15 protein-coding genes, 1 tRNA gene and 1 pseudogene are annotated in these 16,375 nt (G+C 50.7%); 13 read left to right on the top strand and 4 right to left on the bottom strand.

Translation table 11 applies throughout. The features are described from left to right. Positions 1-62 precede the first annotated feature (62 nt). Positions 63-136, top strand: a tRNA-Gly gene (locus ACH0WD_RS04365). A gap of 131 nt (positions 137-267) precedes the next feature. Here ACH0WD_RS04365 and ACH0WD_RS04360 read toward each other — a convergent pair. Then, a complete protein-coding gene (locus ACH0WD_RS04360) occupies positions 268-1,074 on the bottom strand; it encodes a DUF1460 domain-containing protein (protein ID WP_077905757.1) in 807 nt (268 codons plus the stop codon). 190 nt (positions 1,075-1,264) lie between these two features. Here ACH0WD_RS04360 and vapC point away from each other — a divergent pair. From vapC to ACH0WD_RS04315, 9 genes and pseudogenes are all read left to right on the top strand, one after another. Beyond that, a pseudogene (vapC, locus tag ACH0WD_RS04355) lies at positions 1,265-1,435 on the top strand (tRNA(fMet)-specific endonuclease VapC); the annotation flags it as partial. Between the two features lie 805 nt (positions 1,436-2,240). Beyond that, a complete protein-coding gene (locus ACH0WD_RS04350; protein WP_001038505.1) occupies positions 2,241-2,777 on the top strand; it encodes an STM3031 family outer membrane protein in 537 nt (178 codons plus the stop codon). A 46-nt stretch (positions 2,778-2,823) separates the two neighbouring features. Then, the gene (locus ACH0WD_RS04345; protein WP_000835259.1) at positions 2,824-3,456 is read left to right on the top strand and encodes a YfdX family protein; all 633 of its coding nucleotides are present in this window, start codon (positions 2,824-2,826) and stop codon (positions 3,454-3,456) included. Between the two features lie 717 nt (positions 3,457-4,173). Beyond that, a complete protein-coding gene (locus ACH0WD_RS04340) occupies positions 4,174-4,764 on the top strand; it encodes a fimbrial protein (protein WP_001244642.1) in 591 nt (196 codons plus the stop codon). A 119-nt stretch (positions 4,765-4,883) separates the two neighbouring features. Further along, a complete protein-coding gene (stdB, locus tag ACH0WD_RS04335) occupies positions 4,884-7,373 on the top strand; it encodes a fimbrial outer membrane usher protein StdB (RefSeq protein ID WP_000705489.1) in 2,490 nt (829 codons plus the stop codon). 40 nt (positions 7,374-7,413) lie between these two features. Continuing rightward, positions 7,414-8,157, top strand: a complete 744-nt coding sequence (gene stdC / locus ACH0WD_RS04330; RefSeq protein ID WP_000798495.1) for a fimbrial biogenesis chaperone StdC — start codon at positions 7,414-7,416, stop codon at positions 8,155-8,157. Beyond that, on the top strand, positions 8,154-9,221 hold the full coding sequence (locus ACH0WD_RS04325) for a hypothetical protein (RefSeq protein ID WP_001747748.1): 1,068 nt from the start codon (positions 8,154-8,156) through the stop codon (positions 9,219-9,221). Before stdC ends, ACH0WD_RS04325 begins: the two co-directional genes overlap by 4 nt. A 109-nt stretch (positions 9,222-9,330) precedes the next feature. Next, on the top strand, positions 9,331-9,837 hold the full coding sequence (locus tag ACH0WD_RS04320) for a CaiF/GrlA family transcriptional regulator (protein WP_000093333.1): 507 nt from the start codon (positions 9,331-9,333) through the stop codon (positions 9,835-9,837). Next, entirely contained in the window at positions 9,824-10,582 is a 759-nt protein-coding gene (locus ACH0WD_RS04315; protein WP_000134804.1) for a hypothetical protein, read from the top strand. The genes ACH0WD_RS04320 and ACH0WD_RS04315 overlap by 14 nt, the downstream gene beginning before the upstream one ends. A gap of 209 nt (positions 10,583-10,791) precedes the next feature. Here ACH0WD_RS04315 and ACH0WD_RS04310 read toward each other — a convergent pair whose 3' ends face one another. Beyond that, positions 10,792-11,616 carry a nickel/cobalt efflux protein RcnA gene (locus tag ACH0WD_RS04310; protein ID WP_000503695.1) on the bottom strand — a complete coding sequence of 275 codons (825 nt, stop codon included), beginning with the start codon at positions 11,614-11,616 and terminating at the stop codon, positions 10,792-10,794. Between the two features lie 121 nt (positions 11,617-11,737). On the opposite strand from ACH0WD_RS04310, the gene rcnR reads away from it, so the two are divergent. Further along, positions 11,738-12,010 carry a Ni(II)/Co(II)-binding transcriptional repressor RcnR gene (gene rcnR, locus ACH0WD_RS04305; protein ID WP_000019953.1) on the top strand — a complete coding sequence of 91 codons (273 nt, stop codon included), beginning with the start codon at positions 11,738-11,740 and terminating at the stop codon, positions 12,008-12,010. Between the two features lie 30 nt (positions 12,011-12,040). Here rcnR and ACH0WD_RS04300 read toward each other — a convergent pair whose 3' ends face one another. Both ACH0WD_RS04300 and ACH0WD_RS04295 read right to left on the bottom strand, forming a co-directional pair. Continuing rightward, positions 12,041-13,270: an amino acid permease gene (locus ACH0WD_RS04300; RefSeq protein WP_000036836.1), complete on the bottom strand. Its 1,230-nt coding sequence runs from the start codon at positions 13,268-13,270 to the stop codon at positions 12,041-12,043. Positions 13,271-13,411: 141 nt separating this feature from the next. Beyond that, the gene (locus ACH0WD_RS04295; RefSeq protein ID WP_001519547.1) at positions 13,412-13,867 is read right to left on the bottom strand and encodes a multidrug/biocide efflux PACE transporter; all 456 of its coding nucleotides are present in this window, start codon (positions 13,865-13,867) and stop codon (positions 13,412-13,414) included. Between the two features lie 103 nt (positions 13,868-13,970). Here ACH0WD_RS04295 and ACH0WD_RS04290 point away from each other — a divergent pair, with 103 nt between their 5' ends. Together ACH0WD_RS04290 and ACH0WD_RS04285 are read left to right on the top strand one after the other, a co-directional pair. Beyond that, positions 13,971-14,834 carry a LysR family transcriptional regulator gene (locus ACH0WD_RS04290; RefSeq protein WP_001270778.1) on the top strand — a complete coding sequence of 288 codons (864 nt, stop codon included), beginning with the start codon at positions 13,971-13,973 and terminating at the stop codon, positions 14,832-14,834. 122 nt (positions 14,835-14,956) lie between these two features. Continuing rightward, positions 14,957-16,135: an acetyl-CoA C-acetyltransferase gene (locus ACH0WD_RS04285; protein WP_000665980.1), complete on the top strand. Its 1,179-nt coding sequence runs from the start codon at positions 14,957-14,959 to the stop codon at positions 16,133-16,135. The last annotated feature ends 240 nt before the right edge of the window (positions 16,136-16,375 follow it).

Genomic DNA, 16,375 nt, shown 5'->3' with positions numbered 1-16,375 from the left:
GTCAGCCAGTAAGTCTCTTGCCAACCAGAGCGTAAGGTTTATAATGCCTTACGCATCTCAAAGCGGGCGTAGTTCAATGGTAGAACGAGAGCTTCCCAAGCTCTATACGAGGGTTCGATTCCCTTCGCCCGCTCCAGACAAATATCTTCTAATATTTACTAACTCCACGAATTTACAGCAATTTTTCCTGTCGGCCCCACAGTACACAGGGTTTCAATGCCTATGTCGGACGGCTATTATCAGCTGGCGACTCCGGTAATGACTTTATCATTCAGCCCGCAGCACAACGATGCCCGGTCTGGAATGCATGTATTCCATAAACGGTGTGTCCACCACTTTTCTGTTTGCGGCCAATGAGGAGGCGTTCCTGAACCACACCTGTTCATCATGGCGAACTACGATACCCACATGTGAAACGTCCAGCCCGTCAAGCGGGGAGTAGACACCGATATAATCCCCGTTTTTTAGGTGGTTCATGACCTGCTGGTTGATGGCTCTTCCGGGAATGTAATTTATTTTACGAGGATGGATGCCCAGACCAGGAATGTACTCGCCGCCATCAGGTTTATGGTTAAGCTGCTTGTCAACAACGACATAATCAGGGCTGATATCCGGCGTTACATCCCGTGCATTACGCGGTGCTGCGGCGAACCAGTCAGAGAAGAAGTGCCGGCGGCTGAGATAAGCAACTTTGCCTGCGGCGTAGCGAGTCCTGGCAAGATTATGCAGAAACGATTTCTGATTATCGCTGCGGGCCAGGGCTTCAACGTAATCAGCCAGGGTAAAGCAGTCCACGCCGTTGAAATTCGCTACAAGGACTTCGGGGGTGCCGGGCCCACCGATGAGCGTATCCGCCTGATAAGGTGTTCCGAGAAAAGCAGACGATACGCGGCTGATAACTTCTCCATGGTTTTCGCCTTTATAAGGAATGACATCCGACTGGATAATCCGGCTTATTTTTTCTGCCGTAACGCTGTCCATGCTGGTCTGATATTTTTCTGTGCCAGGGACGGCACAGGCCGTCAGATGCGCCGACATAAGCAAAATTATCCATGCATTTACCTTCATTATCATCTCCGGAAAGGTTCAAATCCCTTTTTTACCTTTACCGGAAATGGTTGTGATGGATACAGAAAAACGCCAGAGGTTGATTACAGGTTGAGTAATATGAACGCTGATGATGATAAATGTGAAGATCATCATACGACTTTATTCGCCGTTGTTTTTTGCCTGATCGTCAAAGCCAACATGCCCCTTCAGGCTGGCGATACATACCGGTCAAATCCGTGCCGAACTGGCCCGCAAGGGAACACCTGTCGGGCCTTATGACCAGATGATTGCTGGCCATGCCCGTAACCGCGGACTGGTCGTCGTCACAAACAATCTCCGCGAATTTGAACGCATTCCGGGTATCCGAATAGAAGACTGGTGCTAATTTCTGCATCAGATGTTATCCCCGGATTCAAACTCTTTTCCGGATTTAGTGGCACAGTCAATTTGGTTACCTGCTTAATGGTGGTTTGCATCACATTTTTAGCTGGTGGTATTTTTTTATGTTGACTGGAGATATCTGCCAACAGCATAACTTTTACGGCCAGATAATAAATAAAAGAGTACCAAAATGTCGTATTCTGACATGTTTACGAAGGGAGTACCGCTCCCTTCTTTTTTTGTTTCCTGGATACTCACTGAACAATGCCGTTACTGCCCGATAACTGCCGCCCCCCCCTCACCATAGCCGTTTCCTGCAACTAAGTCACAGACGTTGATTTACCAGGCCGATATGCCTTCTTTCCCGTTATATACCCTTCATACTTCAAGTGGCTTATGTGTTGGCTACGGATTACTCAGTCCATCCATGGGCCTCGCCCTGACGGGCCGTCGCACGCGACGTTCAAATCTGCTCCCGGCAGATTTGTCGCTCACCCCAGTCACATAGTTATCTATGCTCCTGGGGACTCACTCCCTTGCCACCTTTAAGCAACTCGAATTATTTTGGGTATATATCAGTGAACTTCTATTTTTGTCAGTTTTTATTTTTCAGTTTATTTATTATTAAATACTGTTTCTGGCCTGGATATATTTCTGTGAATAGCCTCCCGACAGCCGGAGATAAAGGTATTTGCTGGCGTAACAGCGCTCATAATTTAAAAGATTTATTTATAGTTTGTTATCACGGAAAGATTTTAACTTAATACATGCCAGTAAGGCATCAGGTAAAAATAACCGGAGAGAAGAAGATGAACAAAATGCTATTAGCCGGAAGTACCGGTATTGTTCTGCTGTCTGCTGCAGCCAGTCCGGTATGGGCAGACGATAATGCCAGTACATTTTCACTTGGATACGCCCAGTCCCATACTAATCACGCCGGGACGTTGCGTGGGGTTCGGCTGGCAAACAACTATGAAATGTCACCGGACTGGGGGCTGACAACCTCATTTGCCTGGCTAAATGGAAGCCAGCGCTATTCCGATGAAAGCAGTAATGGTCGTGTAACAACCCGTTATTACTCCCTGCTTGCAGGCCCCTCATGGAAAATAAATAACCAGTTAAGTCTGTATAGTCAAGTGGGCCCCGTATTATTGCATCAGCGTGATCACGGGATAAATGAGTCTGATAGTAAGGTCGGATATGGTTATTCTGCTGGCGTGGCTTATACCCCGGTCAGTAATGTCGCTATAACTCTGGGTTATGAGGGTGCGGATTTTGATGCTACCCATAACAGCGGAAGCCTTAATAGCAACGGCTTTAATCTTGGCGTGGGTTACCGGTTCTGAATAGGATAATACGATAAAAAATGTTACTTTGTGGAGATGATGGATTATGAAAAGCCATATTATGCCAGGCGTTGCGCTGATGTTTATCCTGTTTTCAGGAAATATTATGGCCGCAACAAACATGACTGATAACGTTACTCTGAATAATGACAAGATATCCGGACAGGCCTGGCAGGCCATGCGTGATATCGGAATGTCGCGATTCGAGTTGTTTAATGGTCGGACCCAAAAGGCGGAACAACTGGCTGCGCAAGCAGAAAAACTCCTGAACGATGACAGCACTGACTGGAAGCTGTATGTCAAATCAGATAAAAAAGCCCCGGTTGAAGGAGACCACTATATTCGGATAAATTCATCGATTACGGTAGCCGAAGATTATCTCCCTGCGGGCCAGAAAAATGATGCTATTAATAAAGCAAACCAGAAAATGAAAGAAGGAGATAAAAAAGGGACTATAGAGGCCCTGAAACTAGCAGGCGTCAGTGTTATTGAAAATCAGGAACTCATTCCTCTTCAGCAAACCCGTAAGGATGTGACCACAGCGCTTTCCTTGATGAACGAAGGAAAATACTATCAGGCAGGTCTGATACTGAAATCAGCTCAGGATGGCATAGTTGTAGACTCTCAGTCAGTTCAGGAATCACCCACGCACTCCGTGCAGCACGACGCCGCGCATTAATATCCCCAGCCTGCTGTATACATTACAGCAGGCAGCATTATGTCTGACAGCTATTACCAGTTTATTCTTTGCTGTCGGCATTGTTTTTAAATTTCATCCGCGAAGTTCAGGAATGTCAGGGTACCTGCATTTATATCTATTGTGATGCCCATCACAAATACAGAAGAATATCATTTCATTTATTATTTTTTATTCCTTCCACTTATGATGGTTCATAATCATTTATTAAGTTAATGTTTTGAAATTAAATGCCTTTCACTTGCGTCATATCTGGTTTTTTATGCTGCCAGCAATTTCATTGCTATATATGATTAGTATTATGTTTTGTAAATATCCAGTGTGATGGAAAAGCAAAACATACATTCCAGATAACATATTACAAAATATTTCATGTCCGCTGCGAATATCTGTCTGTTAGGTATTCATCTGCTTATAATTACATTAAAAAGTATTTCTTTGATGATTATTCTTAAATTACGATCATAATCATCGATCGTATCGATCTATTTTTATTGTTTTAATTTGAATAAGAATTTTCTTACAACTGATTAGGCATTAGCTGAAATCAATATTTTTCGATGGAAAGTTCAGGTGCTTCGTTTAACACCCGGCGTTTATTATTCATACGAATCTTTTCTGAACGCTTTCATTAATACCCTCAGACTTGTTTTCAGCCTTTGCAAAATAATTCTCATTCACCCAAAGGACATATTATCTATGCGTAATAAAATAATACTTGCCATGGCGGCTGCCGGTATGATGTATGGCGCTTCTGTATTTGCCGCCGATACTACACCCACAACAGCAGGCCCGTTCGGCTCAGGTAAAATTCTTTTCACTGGTACCATCACCAACTCACCCTGTAATATCGCACCGGGCGACGATGCGATCACCGTTCCGTTTGGACAGATTTCTTACCGTAAACTGAATACCGCCGACGCAACCACGGAATCCAAACCGTTCACCATTCATCTACAGAACTGTGCATTTGATACGGATGATGCACAGCCCAATCCGAACCCGGTTGGGAAAATGTCCAAAGTGACCGTCTCTTTCTCTGGCGGAGCCGATGTAGCGAAAAAGGCTTACACCACCAACGGCGCAGCCAAACATGTTGGTGTCCAGTTACTGAAGAGTGACAACACCACAATTATCGAGCCCAACACCCCGATGCCGGATGGCGACGCTCAACAACTGCAGGCCGGAAACAACGAACTCAACTTCTTTGCCCGGCTAATAGCACTGGATAATGGCGTCACTCCCGGTGACTTCAACGCCTCCGTCACCTACACCCTGAAATACCTGTGATTTTACGCGGTAAATAACGACAGGGAGAAGCCGTCCACGGAGGGGATCGGACGGCTTTTATATCTGACTGTGCCTGCGGGCTGTCTGTTACACGGACGACAACACGAAAGCGCCATGCCATGAAAATTACCCGGCTTGCCATTCTGATTACCCTGACATTTTCCGTCCTGAAGTCGCAGGCCACGGAGTTCAATGCCAGCCTGCTGGACAGCGGGAACCTGTCCAACGTGGACCTCACGGCCTTCAGCCGCGAGGGGTATGTGGCGCCCGGTAACTATATTCTCGATATCTGGCTCAATGACCAGCCGGTACGGGAACAGTATCCGGTCAGAGTTGTACCGGTTGCCGGACTCGACGCGGCCGTCATCTGTGTGACAACAGACATGGTGGCCATGCTGGGTCTTAAGGATAAGATTATTCATGGCCTGAAACCCGTTACCGGTATCCCGGACGGGCAATGCCTTGAGCTGCGCTCCGCTGACAGTCAGGTACGGTACAGCGCTGAAAATCAGCGTCTGACCTTCATTATCCCCCAGGCCTGGATGCGTTATCAGGACCCGGACTGGGTGCCCCCTTCACGCTGGAGCGACGGCGTCACCGCCGGCCTGCTTGATTACAGCCTGATGGTCAACCGCTATATGCCGCAGCAGGGGGAAACCTCTACCAGCTACAGCCTCTACGGCACCGCCGGGTTTAATCTCGGCGCCTGGCGGTTGCGGAGCGATTACCAGTACAGCCGTTTTGACAGTGGGCGGGGCGCATCACAGTCCGATTTTTATCTGCCGCAGACGTATCTGTTCCGTGCCCTGCCAGCACTGCGCTCAAAACTGACGCTCGGACAGACGTACCTCAGCTCCGCTATTTTTGACTCCTTCCGCTTTGCCGGGCTCACTTTGGCCAGCGATGAGCGCATGCTGCCGCCCTCTCTTCAGGGGTATGCCCCGAAAATCAGCGGCATTGCGAACAGTAATGCACAGGTTACCGTCAGCCAGAATGGACGCATTCTGTACCAGACCCGGGTGTCGCCGGGGCCTTTTGAGCTTCCCGACCTGAGCCAGAATATCAGCGGCAACCTGGATGTCAGCGTCCGGGAAAGCGACGGTAGCGTCCGGACCTGGCAGGTCAACACGGCCAGCGTCCCCTTTATGGCACGCCAGGGACAGGTTCGCTATAAGGTGGCCGCCGGACGTCCGCTGTACGGCGGGACGCATAACAACAGCACGGTCAGCCCTGACTTTCTGCTCGGGGAGGCCACCTGGGGAGCATTTAACAACACGTCGCTGTATGGCGGCCTCATTGCCTCCACCGGCGACTACCAGTCCGCGGCGCTCGGGATCGGCCAGAATATGGGGCTGCTGGGCGCTCTGTCTGCGGACGTCACCCGCTCAGATGCGCGGTTGCCGCATGGGAAGAAGCAGTCCGGTTACAGCTACCGTATCAACTATGCCAAAACGTTTGATAAAACCGGCAGTACCCTGGCGTTCGTCGGATACCGCTTCTCGGACCGCCATTTTCTGTCCATGCCGGAGTACCTGCAGCGTCGGGCCACCGACGGCGGCGATGCATGGCATGAAAAACAAAGCTACACCGTGACTTACAGCCAGTCCGTTCCGGTACTCAATATGAGCGCGGCCCTCTCGGTAAGCCGGCTCAATTACTGGAATGCGCAGTCCAACAATAACTACATGCTCAGCTTCAACAAAGTGTTCAGTCTCGGCGACCTTCAGGGGCTCTCGGCCTCGGTGTCGTTTGCCCGTAACCAGTACACCGGCGGGGGGAGCCAGAACCAGGTCTACGCCACCATCAGTATCCCGTGGGGCGACAGCCGCCAGGTGAGCTACAGCGTGCAGAAGGATAACCGGGGCGGCCTGCAGCAGACCGTGAATTACAGCGATTTCCATAACCCGGATACCACATGGAACATCAGCGCCGGTCATAACCGCTATGACACCGGCAGTAACAGCAGCTTTAGCGGCAGCGTGCAGAGCCGTCTGCCGTGGGGTCAGGCGGCAGCGGACGCCACCCTGCAGCCCGGACAGTACCGCAGCCTGGGCCTGAGCTGGTACGGCTCGGTGACCGCCACCGCCCACGGCGCCGCCTTCAGCCAGTCGATGGCCGGGAATGAGCCTCGCATGATGATAGATACCGGAGACGTGGCCGGTGTGCCGGTGAACGGCAACAGCGGGGTGACCAACCGCTTCGGGGTGGGCGTGGTAAGCGCCGGCAGCAGCTATCGGCGCAGCGATATTTCGGTTGATGTGGCCGCCCTGCCGGAGGACGTGGACGTCAACAGCTCCGTCATTAGCCAGGTGCTGACGGAGGGCGCGGTGGGCTACCGGAAGATTGACGCCAGCCAGGGGGAGCAGGTGCTCGGTCATATCCGACTGGCTGATGGCGCCAGTCCGCCGTTTGGCGCCCTGGTGGTGTCCGGAAAAACCGGCAGAACCGCGGGGATGGTCGGGGATGACGGTTTGGCCTACCTGACAGGCCTCAGCGGGGAAGACCGCCGGACCCTGAACGTGTCCTGGGATGGCCGGGTGCAGTGCAGACTCACCCTGCCGGAAACGGTGACACTCAGTCGGGGGCCGCTGTTACTGCCCTGCAGATAAAAATATCCCTGTCACAGAGCAGGACTAACGGAGAAAACAGGTGAAAAACAGCAGAAGAAGCCGTGTGATTTTACTCGCGCTGGCGGCAGCATGGAGCCAGTGCAGCCCGGCGGCCGTCAATGTCGACCGGACCCGTATTATCATGGATGCATCGCAGAAAACGGTGGCCATCACGCTGAATAACGATGACAAAACCACGCCGTTCCTGGCGCAGTCCTGGGTGACGGACGCTGACGGGGTGAGAACCGATGCGCTGATGGCGCTGCCGCCGCTGCAGCGTATTGATGCCGGACAGAAATCCCAGGTCCGCATCACCCAGGTTCGCGGGCTGACAGATAAGCTCCCTCAGGACAGGGAAACACTGTTCTGGTTTAACGTGCGGGGCGTTCCCCCGAAGCCAGAAGACGACAACGTTCTGCAGCTGGCCATGCAGAGCCAGCTGAAACTGTTTTACCGTCCGAAAGCCATTATCAGAAGCAGCAGTGACCAGCCGGAAAGAAAGCTGACTGCTGAGCGGAATGCGGGACATCTGACCCTCAGAAACCCGACGCCGTACTACATCACTGTGGCGTGGCTGGGAGCAGACCGTAGCCACAGGCTCAGCGGTTTCCGCGAGGGCGTGATGGTGCCGCCCCTGGAGAGCCTGCCTTTAAAGGCTGTTCTGCCGGCAGAAACCCGGACGCTGTGGGTGGGGTATATAGATGATTACGGTGGACTGCAGATGAACCGCTACGCCTGCGATGCCCTGAACTGCGCGTTTAAGGACGCAGGGGCGACATCATGACAGAACGATTATTCAATATGAAATCACTGATACTGTCAGGTGTGTTTCTTTTCTTTACTGTCTGTGATTCTGCGCGGGCAAATATCGAATGGTCATATTGTGACGCGAATGGACATGTCGGCCTTCAGAATATTAATCTGAAGGGTGGAACATTCTTCACTGGTCAGGAGCTGCAGAGCGTTACTGTTCCCATTAGTTATACCTGTTATACAAAATGGAAAAGTTACGGACCCTCTTACTATACAACTCTTAATCTTTACAATATGGGGGAGGTAGTAACTGCACTAAGAAAAAGCGGTCTCGGCATGGATATCACTGTTCAGGAAGGGACGTCGGCTTCCGTAACATTTACATGGAAAGATATACAGGCAGGATTTTCTGGCTGGAGCAGCTCAAAAGTATTCGGGCAATATATGGACCCGGAGAAAACATATAACCGGAGCGGAACGCTGACGTTTCGTATATTTGTGTATCAGGCGTTTAAGAATAACTTTTTGAACATAACTATACCATCAAGCACGATTAACATATTACCCTATGACCCAAATGGTGTAAGCCCCCCATCTGTTTCATTCAGACCTTTAACTGTTTCTGCGTTTAATCTCAGGTTTATTCCTGACAACTCAGGCACGGTTATTATCTCTCCTTCTAATACTATCAAAATGGGGCATTTTTATACGGAATATAAGGAAACCATGGTGCCCAGGGAAGTACCTTTCACCGTTACAGCACAACAGAATGTCGGAACGCAGATCCCGTTCGTCGCCCCACTGGCTATAGAGTTCAGGACCAACGGTCTGACACTGGCAGATGCTGACAGCACCGTGATTCTTAAGAATAATAAACAAGAAAACAATGGTTTCAGACTGTCGGTAATGGATGTGAATAATAACACACCAGTTCAATTTAATGTGAAAACAGATATGGGATCTATCCATCTTGATAACGGTGCCGGTGGCAGAATTATAAAACAGTATAAAGCAAAGGTCGAAGCTATACCCGGTGCGGTAATTAAAACAGGTGCTTTTTCAGCCGCAATGACAGTGATTGTTACTTACAATTAGCAGGATTAAATACCATTTCCTGATAGTTAATTAAAAAATAGCTATAAATTTATCTTTATGATTATTTTTTTCTTCTCGGTCTTTTTCACTAAAAAAACGGAGAGTTTGCATGTCTTCTGATAAATCAAAAGGGAAGATAGTTTTTTCAGGTAACGATATTCATTATCCCGGACAGACCAACCATGATGCCTGTTTTATTCCGGTAAGTGTCCGCCAGTATGCCGGCGAGCCCCTGTATATCATCGTGGCACACTGGTGCCTGTTGCAGCAGAACTGGGTTCAGCGTAACCAGATAGCAGAGGCGTTTCACATCACGGCCAGACGGGCCAGCTACCTGATTGCCTATCTGCGAAGCAAAACATCACGGGTGGTCAGCATCTGCCGTCACCAGACCCTGCCCAATAAAGCACGACGCTATGAGATTTATGTTATCCGGGTTCTTGACAGTCCCACCCCGTCCACGCGTCGTGAAAAAGCCGGACCGCCGCCGGTATCAAAACGCCGGGTCGGTAATGGTGACAGGTCGATGGCAAATGAACTGTGGAACCGGCTGTGCAGTAACAGAAATGCGGGGAAGATCCTGAAAAAGAAGGAGGATGAGGATGACGGAACATAACCGGATGCCGGCCCGGCAGATTATCGTTTACGGTGACTGCTGGCCGGTGACGATCGCCGTGGCACACCTGGTCCGGAGATTTATGCCGGGCTGCAACTGTGAAACCGCATACAGGCAGCCTGTTCTGTTGCAGCAATTACGTCGGAAACCGGAGGCCATACTGATACTGTGTCTGCGTCCCCGTGAACATCTCTTTTTGTTCTATTCCCTGAGACAGATACTGCCGGACTACCCGGTTATGGTTATCAGCGATGAGCTGTTTTTCAGCGACCGGGTGGTACTGAAGGTATACGGCGGCATCCCGGCGCTGCTGGAGCCGGAACTGGCGGAGATACTTATTCGGGGGCGACGGGGTGAACAGTGGGCCGGGGGCGCACGCCTGCGCAGGACAGGAGAGCTGGACGCCTTTTTGTTATCTCCGGCTCCGGTGACGGGCTTTCTGGAAGTGCCACCGATATTTAACAATCCGAAGCGGTTGATGAACTATATGGACCAGTTGATGCACCGGGAGATACTGGCATGCGGAGTGAGCCTGGCCCAGTTACGCTTGCTTCAGGAAGTTTACCGTGGACGGGGAAGGCTGTCAGCGTTGTGTGGAAGGCTGAATACGCAGGAGAAGCAAATCTGGCAGGACAAATACCGGTTACTGGTGAAGCTGGGAATGCGGAACCGATTACGGGAACTGCTGTTTGGTACCCGGTTTTGTAAATCACTGCAGCGAACTCCGTTTATCGCTCCGCAATAACCCGCCTCCGGCGACCCTATCCAGAAACACTGACACTCCGGCTACACCCGGTGGCGGTGGGGTATGTTTTGCCTGTGATGTAGTGGAGTAAAATACAGAATTCAGGCGGGATGCTGAATGTATGGCCTTTCATACCGTTTGATAAGTAAAAACGCTTCTGGAATGAAACCCGAAGTGAATGATACGGCCTGAGCAGAAGCGTTACATATTTACTGCATGATCCCGGTATAGCCATGAATTCCCATATACACGCCGACCAGACCAATCAGAATGCTCGAAAAATAGGGTGCCCGCCGGGCAAGCGTCGAAAAACCACTCCAGCGCTTTGCTGCCTGTTGAACGCTTATCGCCGCGCCCACGCCTACCGTCACCAGCGTTAATGCCAGGCCAAGACTAAAGCTCAGCACCATCGTGGCGCCCAGCGTAAACGCTTTAAGCTGGATACAAATCAGTAAAACGGTGATCGCAGCCGGACAGGGGATAAGCCCTCCGGTCAGGCCGAACAGCAGGATCTGTCCATTAGTCACTGTTTGACCATCAAAACGGCGTTGAATATCGGCAGCATGGGCGCGTTCATGGGCATCCTGATACGCTTTTGACGTTGCGCCTTCCGGATGTATGTGACCATGATGGTCGTGGTCGTGGTCGTGGTCGTGGTCGTGGTCGTGATGATGGTTTCCCGCTAGCCACTGCTGCTCGCCTCGCCATGTCCGCCAGAACATCCAGCACGCGGTGCTCAGAATAATGATCGCAGAAATTAACTGCAGCCATGGTTCCACTGATTGTGCGGTGAATGCCCGGCTAAGATACATCCCACCCAGCGCGATTAACCAGACGATCGCGGTATGAGAAAGCGTTGCTGCCAGACCGAGCATGACAGCCTGTTTAACCGTACCTTTAATGGCAATGATAAAAGCCGCCATCATGGTTTTGGAGTGCCCTGGTTCAAGCCCGTGCAAAATACCTAATAAAATGGCGCTGGGAATGAAGAACCAGCCGTTTCCTTGCTGAAGAAGTGTCGAAAATTCACCCATGAGAATGATTCTTAGTTGTTTTATGTGGGCGTTATTCTACTCCCCCCCAGTATGGAATACTACCCCCCAGTAGCATCGTAATGCTATAATTTGTATTCGTTAATGTTAGTGAGGTGTTGCAATGTCACATACCATCCGGGACAAACAAAAGCTTAAAGCCAGAACCAGCAAGATTCAGGGACAGGTGATAGCGCTAAAAAAAATGCTGGATGAACCGCATGAATGCGCGGCCGTGTTACAACAGATCGCGGCGATTCGCGGCGCGGTAAATGGCTTAATGCGCGAGGTGATTAAAGGGCATTTGACCGAGCATATCGTTCATCAGAGTGATGAAGCCAGACGTGAAGAAGATCTGGACGTAATATTAAAGGTGCTGGATTCTTATATAAAATAGCCGGGAGTTATATCCCGGCTATCTTTTACTTTAGCCGAAAAACATCACCGATACGCAAAGTAAACCGACGACCAACGTAATGAAATTACCTATTGAACGGTAGGGTTTCAATGCCGGTATCAGGTACGTTGACAACGTGGGCATAATAAACAGAATCATCGCAATGAGCGGGCCGCTAATAGCATAAATCATAGAGATGGCATTCGGGTTAATACAGCAAATAATAAACGTAATCCCGGAGACCAGCATGATAGACAGCGCGCGATTGAACGCCCGGCTTTTTTTCACGCCAACCTGCTGTAGGGTGGTTCTTACCATTTCGGTTGCGCCCTCAATGACGCCGAAATAGGTGCCGAGGAAAGATTTCGACATGGCCACGACGGCAACGATAATACCGGAAATAGAGAGCCAGGCCGGCGCATTGGGCATCATCGAGAGCGCGGAAAGGATGGTAACGCCTTCGTTGCGCGCGTCTTCAATGTATGACGGCGGAATGGAGAGCAGGCAGCTAAAGACAAAGAACAGCACGCTCAGGCAGATAATCAGGTAGGCGACCTTCATGATCTTTTTGCATTTATCCATGGCCTGATCGCCAAAATTTTCCCGTCTGTCGATGGCAAACGTCGAAATAATGGGCGTATGGCTAAAAGCAAAAACCATCACCGGAATAGAAATCCATACCTGGTGCAACGTGTGACTATCCAAAGACATCTGCCCGGTCAGTAACGAAGGTTGCCAGCTTCCGGTTAAGTAGAGCGAAAGGAACAAGAAGTAAGCGATAAGTGGAAAGACTAAAAAGCCCATTACGCGAAGAGTGGCATGTCTTCCCATTAAGAAAATCATATTCAGGATAAGTACTACGCCGAAGCTAACTGCCATCCGGATGCGAATATCTATCTGAATATGCTTCGCTAATTGCTCTGTCAGGGAATTGGTAATCGCCACAGCATAAATTAATACCACGACAAAAAACGCAATGAAATAAAGCGTGGTAATAATACTGCCGATTTTCTTGCCGTAATAATGAGTAACGGCGCCAGTAATTCCCTCACCGGCAGAAGTCTTTGAGGAAAGAATAAACTGACACAGCGCCTTATGCGGCCAGTATGTCAGAGGCCAGGCGACCAGCGCGGTAATAAATAGCACGATTGCGCCTGCCGATCCCAACTGGATGGGAAGGAAAAGAGTGCCTGCGCCTACAGCCGTTCCGTATAATGCAAAACTCCAGAGAGTCTCATCTTTTGACCAAATTTTAGACATTATTTGAATTTATCAACTATAAAACACACAAAAAGAAGCGCAATTTACCATAAATAGCGTCAGTTGGGGGCGTTTTAAGCAGATGGATGTCGTGGAGGAGGGGGGCCGGGAGCGTTGCGATCCCGGCAAAAAAGAGCAATATCATGCACTAACGCGCTGTTGGCGGCGGGTCACTATTCGCTGGCGTAAAACATCGTATGCCCAGTTGTACAGCATCGTGTACGGCAAAAAGAACAGGAAGAAACCAATTTCCAGGGTGAATGCTTGTAGCAGGCTGACATTCAGTACCCAGGCGACAATACTCACGCCAATGACAATAAACCCACTTTCAAATCCTAACGCATGGAGTGCGCGCACTTTGGCGGTTCGTCTCACCTGATGCGCAGGCCACAGTCGATCAAACAGAGCGTTATAAATGATATTCCAGATCATGGCCGTCGTTGCCAGCAATATCGTCAGGCCGCCCATCTCCAGCACCGAGCGCTGCATTAGCCAGGCGGTCGTTGGCGCCAGTATCGCAGTCGCAATACCTTCAAAACAGACAGCATGGAAAATACGCTCCGGCAGCGAGCGACGTTGTATGGCGTCATGTTGCATAAACGAAAAAACCTTACTCTTAATCAAGCTAAAGAAATTTCCGCTATTTTATCGTTTAATGTGATACCTAAAAGATAATATCCATCGATAAAGTAGATAGGTTATGCGTTACTCACCTGAAGCGTTAATGGCATTTGTTGAGACCGTCTCTTGCGGTTCGTTTTCTGCGGCGGCGCGCCGCCTGCGTAAAAGCCAGTCCACCATTAGTACCGCCATTGCGCATCTGGAGGCGGATCTGGGATTTTCATTATTTGATCGATCTTCGCGCCAGCCCGTTCTGACCGAAGAAGGAAAACGGGTGCTTAGCTATGTTCAGGCTATTTTATCGGCGAGCGATCGTTTGGATGAGGTGGCGCTGACGTTATCCGGCGAGACGGAGGCAAGACTCACGTTCGTCCTCTCTGATACCCTGCACCCTGACAGTCTGGAAGAGTTAATGGCGCAGTTTGATCGTCAATTTCCGCATACCGAGTTTGAATGCTTGATCGGAGAAAATGATGATGTCATCGACCTGTTGCAAAAAGGGCGCGCCCAGATAGGCCTGATTGAAGCGCGTGATGACTATCCCACAAACATTGGCGCGACGCGTCTGCCTGTTCAAAGCTGGATGGGGGTTTATGTGGCGACCACGCATCCGTTGGCGTCGCAGACGAACCTGCAATGGGAGCAACTGCATACCTGGCGCGAGCTGCGTCTGAATACCTACCTTGACTCTAACGCCAACATTACGCGCGGCCCGGCCTGGTCAGCGCCAAACTATTTATTACTGTTGAGCATGGCGGTTCAGGGATTTGGCTGGTGCGTATTGCCCTGCGCGCTGGTGGAAGAGTTTGCGGCGGAAAAACCGCTGGCCCAGCTGGAAGTTCCTGGCTGGCCGAGGGCGATTGCTATTGATTTGCTGTGGAACAAGAAGACGCCGCCCGGAACGGCAGGGAACTGGCTTCGCTACCATTTGCAGCAGAAATAAGCTGCGTCACCGTCAAATCAGCGTCATTTCCTTTGTGATAAAACTCACTTTTTTTAAACAATCAAGATAACTAATTTTAACAATGCTCTACTATGGCGTTGTCATTTTGCGCTGAGGTGGTAATGAAAGAGGTTGTGATAGTGGGGGCTTTACGGACACCCATCGGCTGTTTTCAGGGAACGCTGGCCCGTCATTCCGCCGTCGAGCTGGGGAGCATGGTCGTAAAAGCGTTAATTGAGCGCACCGGCGTGGACGCTAACGCTATCGATGAGGTCATCCTCGGTCAGGTACTGACGGCTGGCGCCGGGCAGAATCCGGCGCGCCAGTCAGCCATCAAAGGAGGGCTGCCGACTACCGTTTCCGCCATTACCATTAATGACGTTTGTGGTTCCGGTTTAAAAGCGTTGCACCTGGCGACGCAGGCTATTCAGTGCGGCGAAGCGGACATTGTTATCGCGGGCGGGCAGGAGAATATGAGCCGTGCGCCGCATGTCCTCAATGACAGCCGTACCGGCGCGTTGCCTGATGCCGACAATCTGGTGGATAGTCTGGTACATGATGGCTTATGGGATGCCTTCAACGATTATCACATTGGCGTGACGGCAGAAAACCTGGCGCGGGAATATGGCATCAGCCGCGAGTTACAGGATGCTTATGCGCTCAGTTCGCAGCAAAAAGCCAGGGCCGCGATTGATACCGGGCGTTTTAAAGATGAGATTGTCCCCATCGTCACGCAACGTAATGGGCAGACCGCAATTGTCGATACGGATGAACAACCGCGGGCCGACGCCAGTGCGGAGGGGTTAGCCCTGCTGCATCCGGCGTTTGATAGTTTAGGTTCGGTGACGGCGGGTAATGCCTCCTCAATCAACGATGGCGCCGCCGCGGTGATGATGATGAGCGAGGCGAAAGCCCAGGCGCTGGGGCTGCCGGTGCTGGCGCGCATCCGCGCGTTTGCCAGCGTCGGCGTCGATCCTGCGCTAATGGGGATTGCGCCGGTATATGCTACCCGGCGCTGTCTGGAGCGTGCCGGCTGGCAACTGACGGAGGTCGACCTTATCGAAGCCAACGAAGCGTTTGCCGCCCAGGCGTTGTCGGTAGGAAAAATGCTGGAATGGGATGAGCGACGGGTAAACGTTAATGGCGGCGCGATTGCGCTGGGGCATCCTATTGGCGCTTCCGGTTGTCGAATTCTGGTTTCACTGGTGCACGAAATGGTTAAACGCGACGCGCGAAAAGGTCTGGCGACGCTGTGTATCGGTGGCGGCCAGGGCGTTGCTTTAACCATTGAACGCGACTGATCCTACGCCAGCCATCCTTTTTCTGCTTCAGTATTCCGTTATAAAAAGCCCTCTATCACGAGGGCAAAGCCAGTGACAGACCCCCCTTTTTCGTTATAGCGCAGAACTTCTTGCCGCGTCGGGCATTGCAGACGCATACCGCTTTTAATTCAATTCGCACATCAGACCTCGTTCTAAAACAAGCTCCAATTTTTATCTGAGTAACCGCATACAGCATCTGGCGCACATGTCTGAAAATCA

This window comes from Salmonella sp. 2020_1395 (assembly GCF_043848115.1).
Lineage (GTDB): Bacteria > Pseudomonadota > Gammaproteobacteria > Enterobacterales > Enterobacteriaceae > Salmonella > Salmonella enterica.
Note: the sequence above shows the minus strand (reverse complement) of the source record. Positions and strands in the feature narration are given on the sequence as shown.